The organism is Desulfovibrionales bacterium (genome assembly GCA_028715605.1).
In the GTDB taxonomy this organism is placed as follows: domain Bacteria; phylum Desulfobacterota; class QYQD01; order QYQD01; family QYQD01; genus QYQD01.
Map to the genome: position 1 here is coordinate 451,395 of JAQURM010000001.1, position 20,612 is coordinate 472,006.

19 protein-coding genes and 1 pseudogene are annotated in these 20,612 nt (G+C 50.6%); all 20 read left to right on the top strand.

All coding sequences use genetic code 11. The features are described from left to right. Nucleotides 1-242 precede the first annotated feature (242 nt). The 20 genes and pseudogenes from PHT49_02090 (at nt 243) to PHT49_02185 (ending at nt 20,605) form a co-directional block, all read left to right on the top strand. Nucleotides 243-812 (top strand): DUF4390 domain-containing protein, encoded by a 570-nt coding sequence (locus PHT49_02090; GenBank protein ID MDD5450672.1) that lies wholly within the window; start codon nt 243-245, stop codon nt 810-812. A gap of 4 nt (nt 813-816) precedes the next feature. Then, a complete protein-coding gene (locus tag PHT49_02095) occupies nt 817-3,048 on the top strand; it encodes an ATP-binding protein (GenBank protein ID MDD5450673.1) in 2,232 nt (743 codons plus the stop codon). Nucleotides 3,049-3,069: 21 nt separating this feature from the next. After that, entirely contained in the window at nt 3,070-4,446 is a 1,377-nt protein-coding gene (locus PHT49_02100; protein ID MDD5450674.1) for a sigma-54 dependent transcriptional regulator, read from the top strand. A gap of 78 nt (nt 4,447-4,524) precedes the next feature. After that, nucleotides 4,525-6,297: an AAA family ATPase gene (locus tag PHT49_02105; protein MDD5450675.1), complete on the top strand. Its 1,773-nt coding sequence runs from the start codon at nt 4,525-4,527 to the stop codon at nt 6,295-6,297. 195 nt (nt 6,298-6,492) lie between these two features. After that, nucleotides 6,493-7,686, top strand: a complete 1,194-nt coding sequence (ahbC, locus tag PHT49_02110) for a 12,18-didecarboxysiroheme deacetylase (GenBank protein MDD5450676.1) — start codon at nt 6,493-6,495, stop codon at nt 7,684-7,686. Between the two features lie 2 nt (nt 7,687-7,688). Beyond that, nucleotides 7,689-8,663: a porphobilinogen synthase gene (gene hemB, locus PHT49_02115; GenBank protein MDD5450677.1), complete on the top strand. Its 975-nt coding sequence runs from the start codon at nt 7,689-7,691 to the stop codon at nt 8,661-8,663. After that, complete coding sequence (ahbD, locus tag PHT49_02120) at nt 8,579-9,790, top strand: heme b synthase (GenBank protein ID MDD5450678.1); 1,212 nt, start codon at nt 8,579-8,581, stop codon at nt 9,788-9,790. The genes hemB and ahbD overlap by 85 nt, the downstream gene beginning before the upstream one ends. A gap of 229 nt (nt 9,791-10,019) precedes the next feature. Continuing rightward, entirely contained in the window at nt 10,020-10,463 is a 444-nt protein-coding gene (locus tag PHT49_02125; protein MDD5450679.1) for an AsnC family transcriptional regulator, read from the top strand. A 75-nt stretch (nt 10,464-10,538) separates the two neighbouring features. Next, entirely contained in the window at nt 10,539-11,093 is a 555-nt protein-coding gene (locus tag PHT49_02130) for an HD domain-containing protein (protein MDD5450680.1), read from the top strand. A gap of 56 nt (nt 11,094-11,149) precedes the next feature. After that, complete coding sequence (locus tag PHT49_02135) at nt 11,150-12,400, top strand: (Fe-S)-binding protein (protein ID MDD5450681.1); 1,251 nt, start codon at nt 11,150-11,152, stop codon at nt 12,398-12,400. A gap of 157 nt (nt 12,401-12,557) precedes the next feature. Continuing rightward, nucleotides 12,558-12,938: a cytochrome c3 family protein gene (locus PHT49_02140; protein MDD5450682.1), complete on the top strand. Its 381-nt coding sequence runs from the start codon at nt 12,558-12,560 to the stop codon at nt 12,936-12,938. A 319-nt stretch (nt 12,939-13,257) separates the two neighbouring features. After that, nucleotides 13,258-14,553: an RnfABCDGE type electron transport complex subunit C gene (locus tag PHT49_02145; GenBank protein ID MDD5450683.1), complete on the top strand. Its 1,296-nt coding sequence runs from the start codon at nt 13,258-13,260 to the stop codon at nt 14,551-14,553. Further along, entirely contained in the window at nt 14,550-15,518 is a 969-nt protein-coding gene (locus tag PHT49_02150) for an RnfABCDGE type electron transport complex subunit D (GenBank protein ID MDD5450684.1), read from the top strand. Before PHT49_02145 ends, PHT49_02150 begins: the two co-directional genes overlap by 4 nt. Continuing rightward, entirely contained in the window at nt 15,505-16,101 is a 597-nt protein-coding gene (locus tag PHT49_02155) for an RnfABCDGE type electron transport complex subunit G (protein MDD5450685.1), read from the top strand. Before PHT49_02150 ends, PHT49_02155 begins: the two co-directional genes overlap by 14 nt. A gap of 20 nt (nt 16,102-16,121) precedes the next feature. After that, nucleotides 16,122-16,730: pseudogene (gene rsxE, locus PHT49_02160) on the top strand (electron transport complex subunit RsxE). A 21-nt stretch (nt 16,731-16,751) separates the two neighbouring features. Next, nucleotides 16,752-17,330: an RnfABCDGE type electron transport complex subunit A gene (locus PHT49_02165; protein ID MDD5450686.1), complete on the top strand. Its 579-nt coding sequence runs from the start codon at nt 16,752-16,754 to the stop codon at nt 17,328-17,330. Between the two features lie 48 nt (nt 17,331-17,378). Continuing rightward, the gene (locus PHT49_02170; protein MDD5450687.1) at nt 17,379-18,185 is read left to right on the top strand and encodes an RnfABCDGE type electron transport complex subunit B; all 807 of its coding nucleotides are present in this window, start codon (nt 17,379-17,381) and stop codon (nt 18,183-18,185) included. 11 nt (nt 18,186-18,196) lie between these two features. Further along, complete coding sequence (locus PHT49_02175; protein ID MDD5450688.1) at nt 18,197-18,673, top strand: universal stress protein; 477 nt, start codon at nt 18,197-18,199, stop codon at nt 18,671-18,673. A gap of 2 nt (nt 18,674-18,675) precedes the next feature. After that, nucleotides 18,676-19,110, top strand: a complete 435-nt coding sequence (locus PHT49_02180; protein MDD5450689.1) for a SoxR reducing system RseC family protein — start codon at nt 18,676-18,678, stop codon at nt 19,108-19,110. 49 nt (nt 19,111-19,159) lie between these two features. Beyond that, nucleotides 19,160-20,605: a sodium:proton antiporter gene (locus tag PHT49_02185; protein MDD5450690.1), complete on the top strand. Its 1,446-nt coding sequence runs from the start codon at nt 19,160-19,162 to the stop codon at nt 20,603-20,605. The last annotated feature ends 7 nt before the right edge of the window (nt 20,606-20,612 follow it).

Genomic DNA, 20,612 nt, shown 5'->3' on the forward strand with positions numbered 1-20,612 from the left:
TTCACGGCTTGCGCAGTGACCCCTTTGGGACTCGCAGGTGGGGAGCTTACCCCTTCCAGCCACTAAAGGGCTGGCTTTCCCCTTCCTGCTCGTCCTCGAAGGGTGCCCCACTGCTCCAGTAAGTTTCGCTCAGGAATGGCGGTTTCCATAAAATAGGGGAAATTCTAGATGAAAAGCTATTGCAATTCACTATGCTATTAGTTAAATTTTCCAAAAACACACCTGATTCTGGCTCATAACTTATGAGAAAAACAATTCATCATAACTGGTGTCGCCTTCTTGTTATTTTTGTGGCCCTATCTGTGTTTCTTACGCCATCTCTGGAGGCCAAGGATATAAAGTTAACCGATGTCATTGTAAACAACTCAAGCAATGAACTGCTGGCCTTTTTTAACGTTCGAAACTGCTTCGATAGCGACACCAGGAAGGCCCTTATGAACGGCCTTACGATAAGACTTACCTTGAATATCCGTCTTTACCAGGTCTATCATCTCTGGCCGGACTCTCTCCTGGCCTCGCTGGATATGGAGCACAGTATTCGCTATGATGCGCTGAAAGAGGAGTTCTTTGTTGATTTAGATGGTAAGAAGCTTAGATTTAGGGAAGCGGCCAAGGCCCAGCAAGCGGTAAGCGAAATAACCGGGATACCGGTTATTGCCTTAAAGAAACTCACCCCAAACACTCTCTATCAGCTCCAGATAAAGGCCATCCTTGAGAAAGAGCCTACTTCCTCTGCATTTCATTATGTAATCTCTTTGTTTTCTTTTTGGGATTCGGAGACAGATAATTATAGCGTAGAGTTTAAATACTAAAATAATGACCGAAACACCGGATATTCAGAGCAAGGAAAGGAAAAGACAGAAACGGGAAAGACTTATTATTCTGATTACGCTGGTCTTGATTATCGGGCTGGCCTTTCTGGGTATCAAGGTTTTACATCTTTCTCCGTCCAAGGTTTTGGGCGGGAATATCCTCCTTTTTGCCGTCATAAATATCAACCTTATCCTCATTCTTCTTCTCATTTTTTTGGTTCTAAGGAGTGTGGTCAAGCTTATCTTTGAACGGCGTCACAACATACTGGGGTCCAAGCTGCGCACCAGGCTGGTTGTGGCTTTTGTCCTGTTTGCCCTGCTGCCGACCACCTTTCTCTTTTTTATTTCATTGCAGTTCATAAATACGAGCATTGATTATTGGTTTAATGTACGCGTAGAAAAGTCTCTCGAGGACTCCTTAGAAGTAGGACGTACATTTTATAAACAGGTCGAGGAAAATGTAATTACCCATGCCGACCGGATGAGCAGAGAAATCACCCGGTCCGGGTTGATGTCTGAAGCGGCCCGGGGCGAGCTCACCCGTTATCTGCGGGCCAGGCCGGAAGAGTTTCACCTTGATACTGTGGAGGTTATTCTCCCTTCGTATGAAGAATTAGCCGGTTACCGGCGGCCGGGTGTAGGAATGTTTGAACTGGCACAAATTTCCTCAAAAACATTGAGACGCTGTCTCAATGGCGAAAGGGGGATTGTCGATACCTTTACCTCCGCTGATGGTGATTTAGTGAGGGGATTTGACCCTATTTTTTCATCTGCCGATGGGAATGATGTTATCGGTATCCTGGCCGTCGGTATTTTTGTCCCGGCCGGCCTTACCGACAAGATGAAGAATATAGCCGGGGGTATTGAAAACTATAAGCAGTTAAAGCTCCTTAAAAATCCGATCAAGATCAGCTTAATTATTATTCTTTTGATCATCAGTCTGATTATCGTTTTTTCCGCGACCTGGTTTGGCTTTTACCTGGCCAGAGGCATTACCGTCCCTATTCAGCATTTAGCCGAAGGGACGCGTCGCATTGCCGGAGGCGATCTTGATTTTACTATTGACGTCCGGTCAGAAGATGAGGTCGGAACCCTGGTGGAGTCGTTTAACAAGATGACCGCTGACCTCAAGAGAAGTCACTCCGAGTTGGAAAGGGCCGGCGAAGAACTCCAAAAGAGTTATCTGGAGTTGGAACAAAGGCGGCGCTACACGGAAATAATCCTGAGGAATGTGGCGGCCGGTGTCGTTTCCATTGATAATGACGGCCGCATCAGCACCATGAATAAATTTGCCGAGGAATTGTTCGGGTTACGCCACGGAGACGTTGTCGGCAAGACCTATCACGAATTGGCTACGCCGGGGCAATTAGCTATAATTAATGCCCTGGTGGAGGAAGCCCGGCGGGCCAAGAAAGGTTCCGTACAAAAGTCGGTTCGAATTACGGCCGGCAACAGGGGACTTTCCCTCCTCATTAACGCCACGGTTTTGAAAGATGACGTCGGGAATAATATCGGCATGGTAATTGTTTTTGATGACCTGACGCAATTAGAAAAGGTCCAACGGATGGCGGCCTGGCGTGAAGTGGCCAGGCGCATAGCGCATGAAGTAAAGAACCCTTTGACCCCGATACAATTATCGGCCCAGAGATTGCGTAAGAGATATATTGAGAAGTTGGCCGATGACAGTAAGGTGCTCGATGACTGTACCCGGACCATCATTAACCAGGTAGAGGAATTGAAACAATTGGTCAATGAATTTTCGCTTTTTGCCCGCTTGCCGGCGACAAATCCAGCCCTGAATAATTTAGAAGGCGTTGTTGAGGAAAGCATAACCCTATATCGGGATAGTCATAAGGATATCGACTTTGTCACCAGGGTGCATCAACCTATTCCCCAATTTTACTTTGACCGCGAGCAGATCAAACGGGTCATGATCAATCTCTTTGATAATGCGCTTGCCGCTATGGAGGGTCATGGTAAAATTGAGACAGAGCTTTTTTATGACAGTTCTAATCCGCCTATGGTAAGGATTGAAGTCAGTGATACCGGTAAGGGTATCGCCCCAGGAGACAGAGAGAGGCTATTTGAACCTTATTTTTCAACTAAGAAAGGTGGAACGGGTCTGGGATTGAGTATTGTAAGCACTATTATCTCGGATCATAATGGTTATATAAGGGTGCAGGACAATGAACCCAATGGGGCCAAGTTTGTTATTGAACTGCCCTTGCAGGTATGAAAGGACGTATGGGTTCGGGATATGGCCAAACGCATATTGATAGTTGATGATGAAGTAAGCATCCTGGACTCCCTGGGCGGGATACTGGAGGACGAGGGATTTGAGCCTGTCCGGGCACAAAATGGCGAGGATGCCCTGGGCCGGTTAAGCGAGGCAGCGCCGGATTTAGTGCTTTTAGACGTGTGGATGCCTCCGGGCATAGATGGGCTGGAAGTGCTCAGAAGGATCAAACTCGATTATCCATTTCTCCCCGTAGTGATAATGTCCGGCCATGGCACGGTGGAGACGGCAGTCAAGGCGACCAAGCTGGGGGCGCATGATTTTATTGAAAAACCGCTTTCCCTGGAAAAAGTCGTTCTAACTATAAATAATACGCTTGATTTCAGCCGGTTAGAAGAGGAAAACCTTCTTTTACGCCAGCGGGTAGGGCGTAAACCAGAACTCACCGGGCAAAGCGAGGCGATGCTGGAGTTAAAGAGACAGATTGTCCTGGTGGCGCCTACTTCGGCCTGGGTATTGATAAAGGGGGAAAACGGGGTAGGCAAGGAGTTGGTATCTCATGCCATACACAGGCAGAGCAAGCGAGCGTCCCGGCCTCTGATCGAGGTAAACTGCGCAGCCATCCCTGAAGAACTTATTGAAAGCGAGCTGTTCGGGCATGAAAAGGGCTCCTTTACAGGCGCTACCAACATGAGGCGCGGCAAGTTTGACCTGGCCAACGAAGGCACACTCTTCCTGGATGAGATCGGCGATATGAGTCTTAAGACCCAGGCCAAGATACTGCGCATCCTGCAGGAGCAAAAATTCGAACGGGTAGGCGGGACAAAGACCATAAATGTTGATGTGCGGGTCATCGCCGCATCTAACAAGAACCTTGAGGAAGAGATTAAAAAAGGGAATTTTCGTGAGGATCTTTACCACCGATTAAATGTAGTGCCGATCGAAGTCCCTCCGCTAAGGGAGCGGTTGAGCGATATCCCCCTTTTAGTTAAGGAGTTTTTGTCTGAATTCGCTTCGGATGGCGGGTTAAAGCGCAAAGAAATAAGCGATGGCGCCCTGCAATTGCTCGCTGCCTATCATTGGCCCGGAAATGTCAGGGAGTTGAGAAATGTTGTGGAAAGATTGGTGATTATGTCTCCGGGCGCACTTATTACAGAGAAGGACATCCCTTCTTCGATACGGGGGGCTAAAGCGGTAGAAAAGAAGACAGGCGATATGTTTGCGTTCGGGACGTTTAAGGATGCCAAGGCCCATTTTGAGCGCGAGTTTATATTGCATAAACTGGCTGAAAATGACGGCAATATCTCCCAGACGGCTGAAAAGATAGGTCTGGAGAGAAGCCACCTCCACCGCAAGATGAAGGCCTTAGGCATGGACAGTGTAAAGTCCGGGCAATAGAAATAATTTGAAATATGGGCAGTTAGTGACTATATTGATAAACATAAGAGATTTTGTATAAGACCTGGTAATTTTAAGATGGGAAACGACAAAGAATATAATAATGTTCCTGACCAGAAGGAATTAGAAAAGGAGCTGGCGGAGTATCTGTCCAAGAAATATGGGGATAAGGTGCGTATCCTCTCGCCGGTCGTCCTTCCCAAACCGGGCTCGTCTGAATCCGGGGGCAATAAGACTTTAAGGGGTAGGGATATTATCCTGAATTTTAATATCAAACCCAAAGAGCTTGAGGCCTACCTGGATGAGTATATAATCAAACAGGAGGAGGCCAAGGCTATCCTGGCTACCAAGGTCTGCACCCACTTCAACCGTATTAAGTATGCGCTGGAGCATAAGAGAGATACGGAGGTGGGGCAGATCAAAAATAACATCATTATGATCGGGCCTACCGGTGTAGGTAAGACCTATATGATAAAGCTGATCGCCGGGAAGCTCGGCGTGCCTTTTGTTAAGGGCGATGCCACCAAGTTCAGCGAGACCGGTTACGTGGGCGGTGATGTGGAGGATCTGGTTCGTGACCTTGTGCAGGAGGCGGGCGGGGATATGGAACTGGCCCGGTATGGCATCATTTATATCGATGAGATAGATAAGATTGCCTCCAGCACCCACCATTTAGGCCCGGATGTCTCACGCACCGGCGTTCAGCGCGCCCTTCTAAAGCCGATGGAAGAAACAGACATAGATCTCCGGGTTCCCCACGATCCTATCGCCCAGCTTGAGGCCATAGAGCGTTACCGGAAGACCGGCAAACGGGAAAAAAGGACGGTTAACACCAGAAATATCCTTTTCATAGTGAGCGGCGCCTTTAACGATCTGGCGGATATTATCAAGAAGCGCCTGACTGATCAGGGAATCGGTTTCGGTGCGCCTGTTACTTCCAAGAGTGACAGGATCGATTATTTATGTCATGTTAAGGCGGAAGACCTTATTGCATACGGGTTTGAGTCAGAGTTTGTAGGCCGGTTGCCTGTAGTAGCGGTTTTTGAGGGCTTATCCGTGGAGGACCTGTATAATATCCTCAAAAATTCTAACTGCCCGGTAACAAAAGGTAAAAAGCACGACTTTAAGGCCTATGGGATAGACATAACATTTGAAGATGAGGCATTACATATTCTGGCTGAGAAGGCCTATACAGAGAAGACGGGGGCGCGGGGATTGTCCAGAGTTGTAGAGCAGGTCCTTTTAGGATTTGAAAAAACCCTGCCTTCAACCTCGATTCGTTCCCTGGTTGTCACTCCGGAGATGGTCGAGAACCCGGTCGCGGCGCTGGATCGTTTGCTGGTCGGCCCGGATGATCCGGTCTATATTGAACGTTATCGTCGGGCCCGGGAGAGAGAATTAAATATTATAAAATCAACCATAGTGAAAGGTCAAAAAGAAATCTTTGACAACCGTGGGCTGTCTGTCACCCCGTTCAGGCTACGGTATCTGGCCGAGTTATGTTTGACCAAGGATATCGATATACAGGCCTCTGTGGAAGAGCTTCTATTTATCACTGAGGAAATAAAAGATTATGAAGCCACTTTTCTGGACAAATATGGTATAAAGATCATCTTTGAAGATGAGGCTATCGACCAGATAATCGGACAGGCCTGGCAGGAAGGCAGCACGGCTTATGTCATTTGCAACACCTTAACCGAATCATATAAGTATGCCTTGAGAATAATTCAGGATAGGACCGGGCAAAACGTTTTTCATCTTCCTACCGAGGCGGTGTCCACCCCGGAAGGATTTATCAGCCATCTGATCAAAGAGTCCCTTGATAATTCTTTTGGTAATTCCCCAAAATAGGGCAAAAATACAGGAGACAGAAGCCAGAATACAGGAGTCAGAACACTATTACTCCGGCAATTAAATATATAAATTTGCCCAATCCCCCCATCCCCCCTTTTCCAAAGGGGGGTGAGGGGGGATTTAAGTTTTTAATTGCCGGAGTAATAATAGCCGAAAGCTAATTTTTTTAAAACAAAGGAGCATTCAAAAAATATGATCGGTATATCTAAACTTTATTGCGGTACGGTGGAGCCGTCTGACGCCTTGCGCTATGGCAGACACTCCGGGAAGCTGCCTTCGCACCTTCTCCAGTTTTCGGCAGACAAAAAGCCGGTGGTGGTCTGGAATGCCACCCGGCGTTGTAACTTAAAGTGTGTGCATTGTTATGCCCAGGCGGACAGTGTGGGCGCACCGGATGAACTCTCCACGGCCGAAGGGAAAAAACTGATCGATGATCTAAGCCAGTTCGGCAGCCCGGTTCTTCTTTTCTCAGGCGGCGAGCCTTTTACGCGTCCGGATCTGCCTGAGCTTGCGGCTTACGCCGTGGAAAAAGGGATGCGGTCCGTAGTTTCTACAAATGGTACGCTTATCAGCAAAGACATGGCCAAGGTATTGAAGAAGATCGGCCTCTCTTATGTGGGTATAAGTCTTGATGGTATGGAAGAAGTCAATGACCATTTTCGTGGGGTTAAGGGGGCCTTTGCCGGGGCCATGAGGGGTATCAGAAATTGTCAGGAAGCTGGTATTAAGGTGGGGTTAAGGTTTACCATAAATAAGCTTAATGCCGCCGAGATACCGGCTATTTTTGACCTGTTGGAACGGGAAGAAGTCCCGCGGATCTGTTTTTATCATCTGGTTTATGCGGGCCGGGGCAGTAAGCTGGTCGAAGAAGACCTCGCTCACGAAGAGACCCGGCGGGTAGTGGATATTATCATCGATCGTACCGCCGACTTGCACCGTCGCGGTAAGCCCAAAGAGGTGCTGACGGTGGACAATCATGCCGACGGGCCTTATGTCTATCTGCGTATGGTAAAGGAGAATTCACCCCGGGCTGCCGAGGTCCTGGAATTACTTGAAATGAACGAGGGGAATAACTCCGGCCGGGGTATCGGCTGTGTAAGCTGGGACGGGAGCGTCCATGCGGATCAATTCTGGAGGCATTACTCATTTGGCAATGTCCGCCAACGTCCGTTTAGCGAGATATGGACGGACTTATCCAATCCGCTTATGGCGGCCCTTAAGAATAAGAAGGCCCATGTCAATGGCCGCTGCGCCCGGTGTAAGTGGCTGGATATCTGCGCCGGGAATTTCCGGGTAAGGGCTGAGGCTGTCACCGGGGATATCTGGGCGCCGGACCCGGCCTGTTATCTGACGGATAAAGAGATCGGGATTGCCGAGGAGGTCTAGAGATGCTGTTTCCGGATTATCGCCCGCGCCGTATGCGCCAGAATGAAAATTTCCGCGCCCTGATTCGCGAGACACACCTTGCGCCGGATCAGCTTGTCTATCCCCTTTTCGTCGTGCCGGGGAAAAAGGTCAGAAAAGAGATTCCTTCCATGCCCGGTTGTTTCCAACTTTCCCCGGATCAGTTGAAGGCTGAAATAAAAGAGATAAAGGACGCCGGGATCAGGTCTGTTCTCCTTTTCGGCATCCCGGAAAAAAAGGACGAGATAGCCTCCCAGGCCTATGCCAAAGACGGCATTGTGCAAAGGGCGATAGCCGAGATAAAGGCATCTGATAAGGACCTTCTGGTTATTACGGATGTCTGCCTCTGTGAATACACGAGTCACGGTCACTGCGGATTTGTCTCCGGGGGTAAGATTGAAAACGATGCGACCCTGGAGATACTGGGCAGGGTAGCCCTTTCCCATGCCCGGGCCGGTGCGGACATGGTTGCCCCTTCGGATATGATGGACGGACGGGTGGCTGAGATCCGTGAGGCCCTGGATGAAGCCGGTTTTGAACACATACCCATTATGTCTTATGCGGTCAAGTACGCCTCCAGTTTTTACGGGCCTTTCCGCGAGGCGGCGGAGTGCGCCCCCCAGTTCGGCGACCGGCGTTCCTATCAGATGGACCCGGCCAACAGCCGCGAGGCCCTGCGCGAGGCCACCCTGGATATGGAGGAAGGGGCTGACATCCTTATGGTTAAACCGGCCCTGCCTTATCTGGATATCATCTCTCATTTGCGGGAGGAATTTGACCATCCTATCGCCGCTTATCACGTCAGCGGCGAGTATGCCATGGTAAAGGCGGCGGCCAAGATGGGCTGGCTGGATGAGGAGCGGGTCATGATGGAATGTCTTCTGAGTATCCGGAGGGCCGGAGCCGATATTATCATCACTTATTACGCCAAGGAAGCAGCGAGGTTGCTGACCAGATGAAACCGAACCATCCCCATGCACATCCCCACCACTCTCAAGGCCATACATCCGGGCAGGATGTGCCGCCCCTTCGTCTTGTAGCCTGGGAATTGACCAGAAATTGCAACCTCTCCTGTGTCCACTGCCGGGCCGCAGCCACTCGCGGGCCGTATGACAATGAATTGACAACCGAAGAATGCAAGGGGATTATCGATGATATCGCCGCCCATGCCCAGCCGGTTATGATTATGACCGGTGGTGAGCCTCTCCTGCGCGAGGATATCTTTGAACTGGCGAGCTATGGTACAGACAAAGGCCTGCGTATGGTGATGGCCACTAACGGCACCCTCATCACCCCGGAAGTGGCCGGGAAAATGGTAGATGCGGGGATAAAAAGGATCAGTATAAGCATTGACGGGGCGACGGCTGAAAGTCATGATAAATTTCGTCAGGTCGAAGGGGCCCTTAAGGGGGCGCTTCAGGGGATTGAAGAGGCCAAAAAAGCAGGTCTGGAATTCCAGGTCAACACCACTATTACCGGGATCAACCTCAAGGAACTGCCGGCTATACAGGAACTCACCGTATCACTTGGGGCGGTAGCTCACCATATCTTTCTCCTGGTACCTACCGGCCGTGGTAAGGACCTGGCTGCTCAGGCCCTTTCTGCCGCTGAATACGAAGAGACCTTAAATTGGTTCTATGACCAGAAGGATAAAGTTCCTCTGCATCTCAAGGCCACTTGTGCCCCGCACTATTATCGCATCCTTAGGCAGCGGGCCAAAGCGGAAGGAAAAGAGGTTACCTTCCAGTCCCACGGGCTGGATGCCGTGACCCGCGGATGTCTGGGGGGCGTCGGCTTCTGCTTTGTCTCACACCGGGGAGATGTCCAACCCTGCGGTTATTTAGAGATAAACTGCGGATCGGTGCGCGAGATGCCCCTTTCCCGCATCTGGCGGGATTCCCCGGTTTTTCTCAACCTGCGTAATCCGAAAATGTACAAAGGCAAGTGCGGTGTCTGCGAGTATCATCGTTTCTGCGGCGGGTGCCGGGCGCGAGCCCATGAGATGTCCGGTGATTATCTGGCTGAAGAACCCCTTTGTACATATCAACCCTTAAAAATGCGGGCGCCGGCGAAGGAAAGTCATTAGATTTCGACTATCAGTCATCATCAACTAACCAGTTCCCATCCGAAAACTCCGGTTTTCCGGATGGAGCAGTCAGCGCTCAGCTATAAGCATGAAGCCGGTTCACCGTTCACTGTTGACCGTTTTTCCGAAAGAAAATGTCGGACAACGGTTAACGGATAACGGATAACAAACATGCTGACGGCTGAAAGCTGATCGCTGTAAGCGTGAATTCGGAATAGGATTTAACAAAATGGATGCTACAGACCGGGCCATTTTAAACGAGATACAATCCCATTTTCCGATTGAATCCCGCCCCTATGCGACTATAGGAGAGCGGCTCCAACTCACGGAAACAGAAGTTTTAGACCGGATTAGGCGTTTGCAGGATAGGGGCATCATACGCCGTCTGGGGGCAAATTTTGATTCCCGCCGTCTGGGTTACATGACGACCCTTTGCGCCGCAAAGGTTCCTCCGGAAAGACTGGATGAGTTCATAGGGGTTGTAAATTCTTATTCTGGGGTAACCCATAACTATCTGCGAAAGCACGACTTCAATGTCTGGTTTACCTTTATCGCCGGGTCGGAAGAGGCCATCGAGAGGCAACTGCAGGAGATAACCGAAAAGACCGGCGTGAAGGTCTATAATTTTCCCGCCATACGCTTATTCAAAATCAAGGCTGAGTTTAAGGTCTAAAATTATTATCAACCTAGGGTTGAATCCGAGAACCGTTGAGGTGACAATGTCCCATCTGCTCGGAGAGGAGAGATTATGAAGAGGATTGCCAAATTGCTCTTTGAGGCCGGGATGCTGAAAAAGACGCCGCGTACCGGCTTCCGTTTTCTGGGTTCCGGGCAGGAATCAGTGGCGGATCATTCCTACCGGGTCATTCTCATCGGATATGTGCTGGCCGGGATTTCACCGGGTGTCGATCGATCTAAGGTAATGGAGTTATGTCTCTTCCACGATCTGGTTGAGGCCCGCACCGGGGACCTGAATTATGTTTACAAGGACTATGTCACGGTGGACTCAGTCAAGGCGGTCGCTGCCCTGACCAAGGACCTCGATTTTGGGGAGGACATCGCCGGATTAATAACAGAGTTTAAATCCGGCCATACCGAAGAGGCGAAATTAGCCCGGGACGCCGATCAGTTAGACCTCATCCTTGAGCTCAAAGAGCAGCATGATCTTGGGAATAAGTTTGCCCGGGAGTGGCTTGCACACGTAGTCAAACGGATCACCACACCGGCCGGCCAGGAGCTTGCCGGGGAGATATTGGAGACCGATTTCTGCTCCTGGTGGTTTGATAAGTACCGGGGGAGATAAAAGAAGTTCAAAGTTGAAAGTTCAAAGTTTTTGTTACAGTTTAGGAGGTAGTATCCATTAGCACACCCTCATGCAATAAGTGCGGGACGTGCATGAGTGTCTGTCCCGTTTACCAGGTAACGGGGCTGGAGGCCTATTCCCCACGGGGCAAATTAAGCCTTATTGAGGCCAACCGGGAAGGCAGGTTACCGTTTTCCGACCGCTTTGAAGAATTGCTCTCGTACTGTCTCCTTTGCGGGGCCTGTACAACTGTCTGTCCCGCCGGGGTAAATGCGGATGCCTCCATACAGAAAGCGCGGGCAAGGTTGGTCGAAGAGAAGGGGCTTCCCGTGGGGAAGCGATACTTTTTCCATTACCTTCTGGATTCTGAATATCTTTTGCCTTTTATATTAAAAGGCGGTTCCCTGATCCAGGGCCTCCTTTGCAAAAGAATCCCGGAAGATAGCGGCCTTCATTGTCGATTTCCGATCCCTCTGTTGGCCGGAAGGTCATGGCTGCCGCCATTGGCGCCGACCTTTTTTCTGGATAATGACCTGCCCCAGGAAACAAGCGCCCCGGCTAAGGCGGCTTACTTTACCGGGTGCATCACAAATTATCTCTTTCCTGACGTAGGGAAGGCTGTCCTGAATATTTTTGACTTTCTCGGAGAGCCTGTATGGGCGCCCAAGAAGCAGAAATGCTGTGGGTTCCCGGCCTTTTGTGCCGGGGATGAAGAGACGGCGCGTTCCCTGGCCAGGGCCAATATATCTGCATTTATGGATGGACGGTTCGATTACATCGTTACGACCTGTGCCTCCTGCAGCTCCCATCTAAGATTTAATTACCCCAGGCTTCTGGCTGATGACCCGGTTTTTGCAGAAAAAGCGGCGGAGTTTTCAGCAAAAGTGATGGATATATCGGTCTTTTTGTTCCATAACAAGGGCTTTTCCCGGCAGTTATCGGACCTCACGCCGAAAACCAGCAGCCTGAAGGTGACGTATCATGATCCCTGCCATTTTCGGTTTAGAGAAAAGATATTCGAGGAGCCGCGTATGCTCATCAAGTCGCTGCCCGGAGTCGATTTTCGCGAACCGGCAGGCGGAGCTGCGTGTTGTGGGCACGGCGGGTTGTTTAATATAACTCATTATGACCTATCCCAGGTGATTCTTGATAAAAGGATGGCTGTGTTAAGAGACACGGGAGCAGATACCTTAGTCACCAGTTGTATGGGCTGCCTGCTACAGTGGCGGGAAGGCTTGTTCAGGCATGGGCTTAATGCGCAGGCCATGCATCTGGTGGAGTTATTCGATATGTTTTTATCAAAATGAGCCGCCTATTTCGGGGATAGACATTTTCCTTGACATGCAATCTCTATTTTGTTACACACAAGCTGAACTGTGATTCAGTAGGTGACTGTGAAGAATAATTATAGGGCTCTGTAGTTAATCTTTTGGCAATAAGTTATTGTTAGTCAGGAGGAAAGAGATGAAAAACAGGGGCATTCTGCTGATGATAGTCATGGCTGTTTTTATAATAGCTACCTGTGCTTACGCCCAGGAGGAAATGCTGAAACTGGAGCATAAGGCCTTTGAAAAACGACAGAGGCCGGGCGTAACATTCCCGCATGCCCAACACTTTGCTACCATTGAGTGTACGGCGTGCCATCATTTTTATGTAAATGGACAGAACGTCTGGGATGAATCGCGGGAGACGAATTGTGCGGCCTGCCACGGCTTGGAGGCCGAAGGTAAGAAAATGGGCCTTATGAAGGCGTTTCACGAAAACTGCGTAGGTTGCCACCGGGAGACCAAACCGGCAGCAGGCAAGTTACTCCCGGTGATGTGTGGCGAATGTCACAAAAAATAAATATGCAGATGTAATTTTTTTAAACGGGAAGTTTATAAACTTCCCGTTTTTCTTTTGCGGACCGTATTAGTAATGACGGCTTGGTAAGAAGTCAATTTCTCACGCAAAGGCGTAAAGACCGCGAAGGAAAAATGAAAATCTGGAAATCAGAAATCAGTAATAAAAGATTTCTTCATGAGTTTATGAGTTCCAAATTTTATTCTTTTTGCGTCCTTGGCGGCTTTGCGTGATATTTTGGTGTTGCTTTTTTTATCTTGACAAAGAGTATGTTTAGGTATATCCAATCCCGTAATTTGCTGGAAGGAGAGAGTGAACCAATATGAGCCCAGGTAGCTTTTCTGGCGGTATTTGCTTGTCTATTTCAGACGCAAACGCAAACAAACCCTTCGAACGTATCATCCCCTCCGGTGTTGTGACTATCCCTCTCAGGCAGGATCTCGGCGGAATTTGCAATGCCAAGGTCAAAAAGGGTGATGAGGTCAAGGTCGGACAGGTAATCGGTGAAAGCGCAGGTCCGGAAGGCGCCTCTATCCATGCCACGGTTTCCGGTAAAGTAGCCGACGTAATAAAGGCCTATCCCCATTTTTCAGGGGGATTCGTCCCGGCTGTGCTCATAGAATCCGATGGCAAGGATGAGTGGGTGGGACTGGAGGGCAGCGCGGATCCAATGGCCGCCATACAACAGGCGGGAATTGTTGATTTTGATATAAAACCGGTCCCGCTTGTGACTAAGCTCAACGAGGCAAAGTCTCGCCGGGCTAACGCCTTTATTGTGAATGCCATGGACATAGAGCCGGTACTCTCGAGCCGGTCACGTCTGTTGTCTGAAAGGGTTCAGGAAGTGGCCTGCGGGATAGACACTATAAAAAACATAATCGGCGCGGCATCGGTGTATGTTGCCGTCGATAAAGGTGCGTCTCAGGCTATGTCCGCTGTCGGTTCCGCCTGCGGTGGCGCGGCTACCGTAGTGGGGTTGAACCCTAAGTACCCCCAGGCTGTTGACCTCTTACTGGTAAAGTCGATCCTGGGGAAGGAGGTGCCCTGTACAGAGGCCTATTGTGTGGCCGATATAGGGGCCCTGGTTCTGAGCGTCGAGACGGTGGCGGCGGTGGGCCGGGCTATGGCGGACAAAAAGCCGGTGGTGGACAGGTTTATAACCATTACCGGCGCCAATGGGACCGGCGCCAAAAATGTCCAGGTAAGGATAGGCACGCCGATTAAGGAAGTTCTGGGGCACTGTGGAATTTCCGTGGAAGGGATGGGCAAGGTTATAGCCGGCGGCCCCATGATGGGCACGGCCATCGCCAATACCGAGACGCCGGTGACCAAAGAGTTGCTCGGTATTTTCGTACAAAATGAAAAAGACATCACAAAATCTGAAGCGGCCGTCTGTATAAAATGTGGTTTTTGTGTGGACGTTTGTCCAATGCAACTCATGCCCTTCCTCATCTCGGGCTTGTCTGAATCGGCCAACTACACTATGGCCCAGGGATATGAGATTTTTACCTGTATAGAGTGTGGTTGCTGTGCCTATGTGTGTCCGGTGAGGATACCCATGGTGCAATGGATAAAATTCGGCAAGGCACAAATTCTAGCGCAAAGGAGTAGCGAATGAAAGCCCCGGAACTTGTTGTATCCGCAACGCCGCATATCCATAGCGGCAATTCCGTTCAAAAGATGATGCTTAATATAATTATCGCCCTGCTCCCGGCTGTAGCTATCGGTATTTATTTTTATGGCATGGGTGCCTTAGTGGTAGCGGCCGTTTCCGTAGTTTCGGCAGTGGCCTGGGAGGCTATCCTGCAGAAAATATTAGGGCGGCAACTCGCCCTTGGTAATCTTACTGCAGTGGCAAGCGGTCTGGTTTTCGCTGCAATCCTCCCACCCACACTCCCCTGGTGGATGATAACCATTGCCACGCTCATCATGATACTCCTTGGCAAGGAGATTTACGGGGGGTTGGGAAACAACCCATTCAATGGAGTATTGGTAGCCTATGTGGCCTTAAAAATATCTTACCCGGAGGCCATGATCACCTGGACGCCGCCGGCCGGTGATATCATGACCGAGCTGCCCCCCCTCCAGGTCTTAAGGGATGAAGGGGTCGGGGTTATCTGGGAATACTTTACTTTGAAAGACCTCCTCATGGGCAAGGTTGCCGGTACCGTAGGTGAAGGGTGCAAGATTGCGTTACTGATAGGCGGCCTGTTCCTTCTTTTAAGGCGGAATTTTTCCTGGCACATCCCGGCTGGTTTCCTGACGGGTATCGTCGTCTTATCAGGTATTTTGTGGATGGCCAATGCCGAAAAGTACGCCAGCCCGCTTTTCCATCTCCTGACCGGTGGTAGTCTCCTGGCGGCCTTTTTCCTGGCTACCGATTCGACTACCTCGCCGGTTACACCGGGCGGTAAACTTCTGTCTGGATTGTTAGCCGGTATGCTTGCGGTGGTTATCAGGGCATGGGCTCAGTGGGAGGATGGGGCCTATTTCGCTGTTTTTATGGCCGGTACGTTAACCCCGCTCTTAGATAAGATCAGACCAAGAGTTTACGGGAGGGTAAAAGCCAGTGCAACTTCGTGAAATTATCAAGATGATCGTGGTGTTGACGCTTGTGGCGGCTGTCTGCGGCGGCGGACTGTCTTTAGTAAAGATGGCCACGGCTGAGCAAATTGCCTACCAAAAGATTAAGAATATCAAGGAACCGGCGCTGAAGAAGGTGCTGACCGGTTATGATAATGATCCCGTCACAGACCGGAAGGACATCGTGACCGGCAAAGACAAAAAAGGGAAAGATATTATAACCACGTTTTTCTTTGCCAAGAGCGGAGGAAAAGTTATCTCTGTGGCGTTCGAGACTTCTGCCGGTGGATTTCACGGAGATGTCGGTGTTATGGTGGCGGTAAACCCTGCTACCGACAAACTGGACGGCTGTGCCATTACCACTCAGACCGAGACACCGGGTGTCGGCAGCAGGGTAGCGGATGACCCGTCCTTCTGTGCCCAGTTCAAAGGCAAGTCTGTATCGGAAAATTTCGGACTTACTTCAGCCGGCGGTGTGGTACAGGGCCTGAGCGGGGCCACGGTGTCATCGACCGGTGTTAGTAATGCGATGAAGGCCGGTATAGAAGTGTATAAAAAATACAAGTCCCAGTTGGGTGTATAATCTATAAGGAGGGTTCATAGATGGCGTCGCGTTACGTATCGGAATTTACCAAAGGCCTCTGGAAGGAGATACCGCCATTTCGTTTTGTTCTGGGTCTCTGCTCTACAATGGCCGTGACCACGGATGTGGCCAATGGTGTGGGCTTGGGGGCCGGGGTCATTTTTGTGACCACCATGGGGAATGTCTTTATCTCCATGCTGCGGAAGATTATCCCGGATAAGGTGAGGATAGCAGTATTTATTGCTATTATTGCCAGTGCGGTCATCATAGTGGAACTGGTAATGCAGGCCTATTTCTATCCGCTTTTCCTGGTGCTCGGTATCTGGATACCTCTTATAGTAGTTAACTGAATACCCCTTGGACGGGCGGAGGCCTTCGCCCGCAAAGAGTCGGTCGGACTCTCTTTAGTTGATGGGCTGGGAATGGGGTTGGGGTTTACTATATCACTGACTGTAGTATCAACTATCCGTGAGATACTGGGTAAGGGTTCATGGTTCGGTATTCCGCTGATGCCCGAGGGTTATCCGGGCATGCCATACCTTCTCAAGCCGCCGGGCGCTTTTGCCCTCCTGGGAATCCTGCTCGGGATCATGAACTTTATATCCCTGAAGATGGAAGCCAAGAAGTAATCTGAAAGGAGAGGTCGCATTATGGAACAAAGCTGGTTCATGTTTATACTTTCAGCTATCATTATAAATAACATCCTCTTGATAAGGTTCCTGGGTAACTGTCCGTTTCTGGGGGTTACCACGGCCATGGACAGCGCCATCGGCATGTCGGCCGCCTGTATATTCGTCAACGTCCTGTCCGGGGTTCTCTGCTGGATATTTCAGAAGGCGGTGCTGGATACCCTGGGTCTGGAATATCTCCAGACCCTGGCCTTTATCCTGATCATCGCCGGGTTGGTCCAGTTTGTAGAGATGGTCCTTCAGAAGATGTCGCCTGGGCTATATCGTGCCCTGGGTATCTACCTGCCGCTTATTACTACCAACTGCATGATTTTTGGTGTGGCCGTGCTGAATATCCAGGAAGACTACGATTTTATGCATACAGTGGTGTATTCCATTGCTACGGCGGTGGGTTTCAGCGTGGCCATGGTGATCATGGCCGGCATCAGGGAACGGATGCGGATCGCACATATACCGAAGCTGTTGGACGGGGTGCCGCTTGGCCTGATTACGGCCGGGATGATAGGCCTTTCCTTTTTCGGACTGGCCGGCGTAGGTTGATGGATTTACGTTTACCAGGAACAAAATGAAATAAGAGGGTGGTATGTTATGGGACCGACAATTACGGCAATCGTAGCTATGGGGGCACTGGGATTGGGGCTGAGTGTAGTGCTGGGGGTGGCCGCCAAGGTCTTTTACATCTACGTTGACCCCCGGATAGGGGCAGTTACGGATGTCCTGCCCGGCGCTAATTGTGGCGGCTGCGGTTATGCGGGATGCAGCGACTGTGCGGCGGCTATTGTGGAAGGCAAGGCGCCGGTTAATGCCTGTAAGGCTGGCGGCGCCGGTACGGCCGCGGCCGTGGCCCAAGTGTTAGGTGTTTCAGCGGCGGTTGGAGAGCGCGAGGTCGCCAGGATCTTCTGTAAAGGTGACAGTGCCAAGGCCGAACGAAAGTTCAAATACATGGGTATTAATGACTGCCGGGCGGCCATGCTGGTCTCCAGTGGTGATAAATCTTGTAGCTACGGATGCCTGGGGCTGGGCACATGCGTAGCCAATTGTCCGTTTGGGGCGCTCAGCATGGGGGAAGACGGCCTGCCCAAAGTAGATGATGAGAAATGTACGGCCTGCGGGACGTGTGTCAAGGTGTGTCCGCGGCATATCCCTAAGGTGGTTCCGGTATCGCAGAAAGCGGCTAGTCTGTGCTCTTCGCATGATGTCGGCAAGCTGGTCAAGGAGATCTGCGATGCCGGCTGTCTGGGCTGCGGCCTGTGCAAGAAGGCGTGTCCGGAAAAGGCGATTGAGATCGTGAAATTCCTTTCCGTAGTGGATGCCAAAAAATGCACCGGATGCGGGGCATGCTTTGAGAAGTGCCCGACCGGTATTATTCAAAGCTTAGTTTTCACCGTAGTATGAGGAGGCGTTGAATGTCTCAGAAGATATTGATAGCCATGGATGAGTCGGAATATTCCATGAAGGCGGTGCGGTATGTGGCTGATACCGTGAATCCAAAGGCCGTGGAGATAACCCTTTTTAGCGTGTTGCCGGAGGCGCCTGGCACCGGCCTGGAAAAGGAGCCATCGCTGATTCCCCTTTTTCAGAGCCGGTTAACCGAGTTAAAGGGTCTTACGGAAGAGAAGCGCAAGATAATGGAATCCGCTACGGCTTCAGCCAGGAAGATTCTGGAGGGAGCAGGGATACCGGACAACAAAATAGGCGTCAAGATCCAGGTAAAGAAGGTTGGTATAGCCCGGGACATCATGTTTGAGGCCCAGGAAGGAAAGTATAGCGCCATTGTCGTTGGGCGACGAGGTGTTTCTGCCATAAAGGAATTTATGTTCGGCAGCATTTCGAACAAGGTGGTAAGTTTCGCACGAAACTGCACGGTCTGGGTTGTGGATTAAAAATGTCTCGTATTCGCGAAGAAGAAGGCGAAGTAATCGCCGTTGAAGGCAAGCAGGCCAAGGTCAGGATCAAGTGCAGTCCGGCCTGTGACAGTTGCTCAAGCCACAAGACGTGCGGGCTGCTTGGTGAAGGCGAGATGGTGCTTACGGCATTAAATAGCGTAGGGGCCTCCAAGGGTGAGAGGGTGCGCGTCTCACTCAAGGTAGAAGGGGAAGTAAAGGCGTCTTTTATTTTATATCTTGTTCCCCTGGTTGGTCTGATAGCCGGGGCGCTGATAGGTTATTACACGCAGTTTTTGGGCGATAAGGATATTTCAGGGGCCGTTTTTAGTCTTTTGTTCGTGGCGCTTACCTTCATCGGCATAAAATATTATGCCCACTTCAAATATAGCGGAGATCAGTCCTACAATCCAATAATTACAAAGGTAGTGGCTTAGTAGCTGGAAAGCCATAAGATTCTGGAGAGGATACTGGAGGGGAATACTTATGACTCGAGGAAAGTTGTCGTCGCTTTTTCTGCTGATATGTCTAACCGTGTTTCCATCGGTTGCGCTGGCCTCTGAGGCCGGGCACGGACATGGAGGGATTAATTTAGGAGAGGTGCTGCCTCTTTATAGCGCCATACCCTTTGCGGGAATGCTCCTTTCCATTGCCCTTATGCCGCTTTTCCTGCCCAAGTTCTGGCATCATCACTTCGGCAAGGTCTCCGCTTTCTGGGCGGTGCTGGTGGCTATTCCAATGGTTATCGCCTATACGGGTACGGCCGTGTATGAATTTATGCATGTGATAGTGGCGGATTATGTGCCCTTTATCATCCTGCTCTGGGCGCTGTTTACCGTCTCAGGTGGTATCCTCCTCAAAGGTTCGCTAAGGGGCACGCCGGTAGTAAATACGGTCATGCTCATCATAGGCACGGCGTTGGCCTCGTGGATGGGCACTACGGGAGCGGCCATGCTTATGATCCGGCCATTCCTTCGGGCCAACAGCTATAGGAAGAACCGGAGCTTTATGGTGGTTTTCTTTATCTTCCTGGTGGCCAATATAGGCGGGGCCTTAACCCCGCTTGGCGACCCGCCGCTCTTCCTCGGATTTCTGCACGGGGTGCCCTTTACCTGGACATTTAATATACTACCCCAGATGCTGGCGGTTGCGGCCATAGTCCTCTGCATATACTTTGTGGTCGATACCTACATGTATAAGAAGGAAGGGATAACCGCGCCGGTGGATGAGGGCGTCAAAGAGCCTCTTGGACTGGACGGGTCCCTGAATTTCCTTTTCTTGGCCGGTATCATTGGGGCAGTACTGATGAGCGGCCTGGTGGACTGGGGTTCCATTAATATGTTCGGCATACACCGTTCGGTGGCTGACCTGGCCCGTGACGGTATCCTGATCCTCATGGGCGTACTTTCCCTGGTGACTACCTCCAAGAAGGTCAGGGAGGATAATGACTTCACCTGGGCGCCGATACTGGAGGTGGCCTATCTATTTGCCGGCATATTCATCAGCATGGTTCCCTGCCTGCTCATCCTGAAGGCGGGAACCAAGGGCGCTTTAGCTTTTCTTATCGAGGCGGTGAAGGAACCGGCGCATTATTTCTGGGCCTCGGGCATCCTCTCCAGCTTTCTGGACAATGCCCCGACCTATTTGACCTTCTTCAGCACGGCGCTGGGGAGTTACTATCCGGGTATGCCGGAGGCACAGGCAGTGCCGAAGCTCATTGCAGAGAACGCTATATATCTCAAGGCCATTTCCTGCGGTTCGGTCTTTATGGGGGCCAACACCTATATCGGCAACGCCCCGAACTTTATGGTAAGATCTATTGCTGAGGAGGCGGGTACACCCATGCCGAGCTTCTTCGGATATATGGTCAAGTATTCTATCCCGGTGCTTTGTACGACCTTTGTGGCTATAACCTTTATCTTCTTCATGTAAGGGAGGG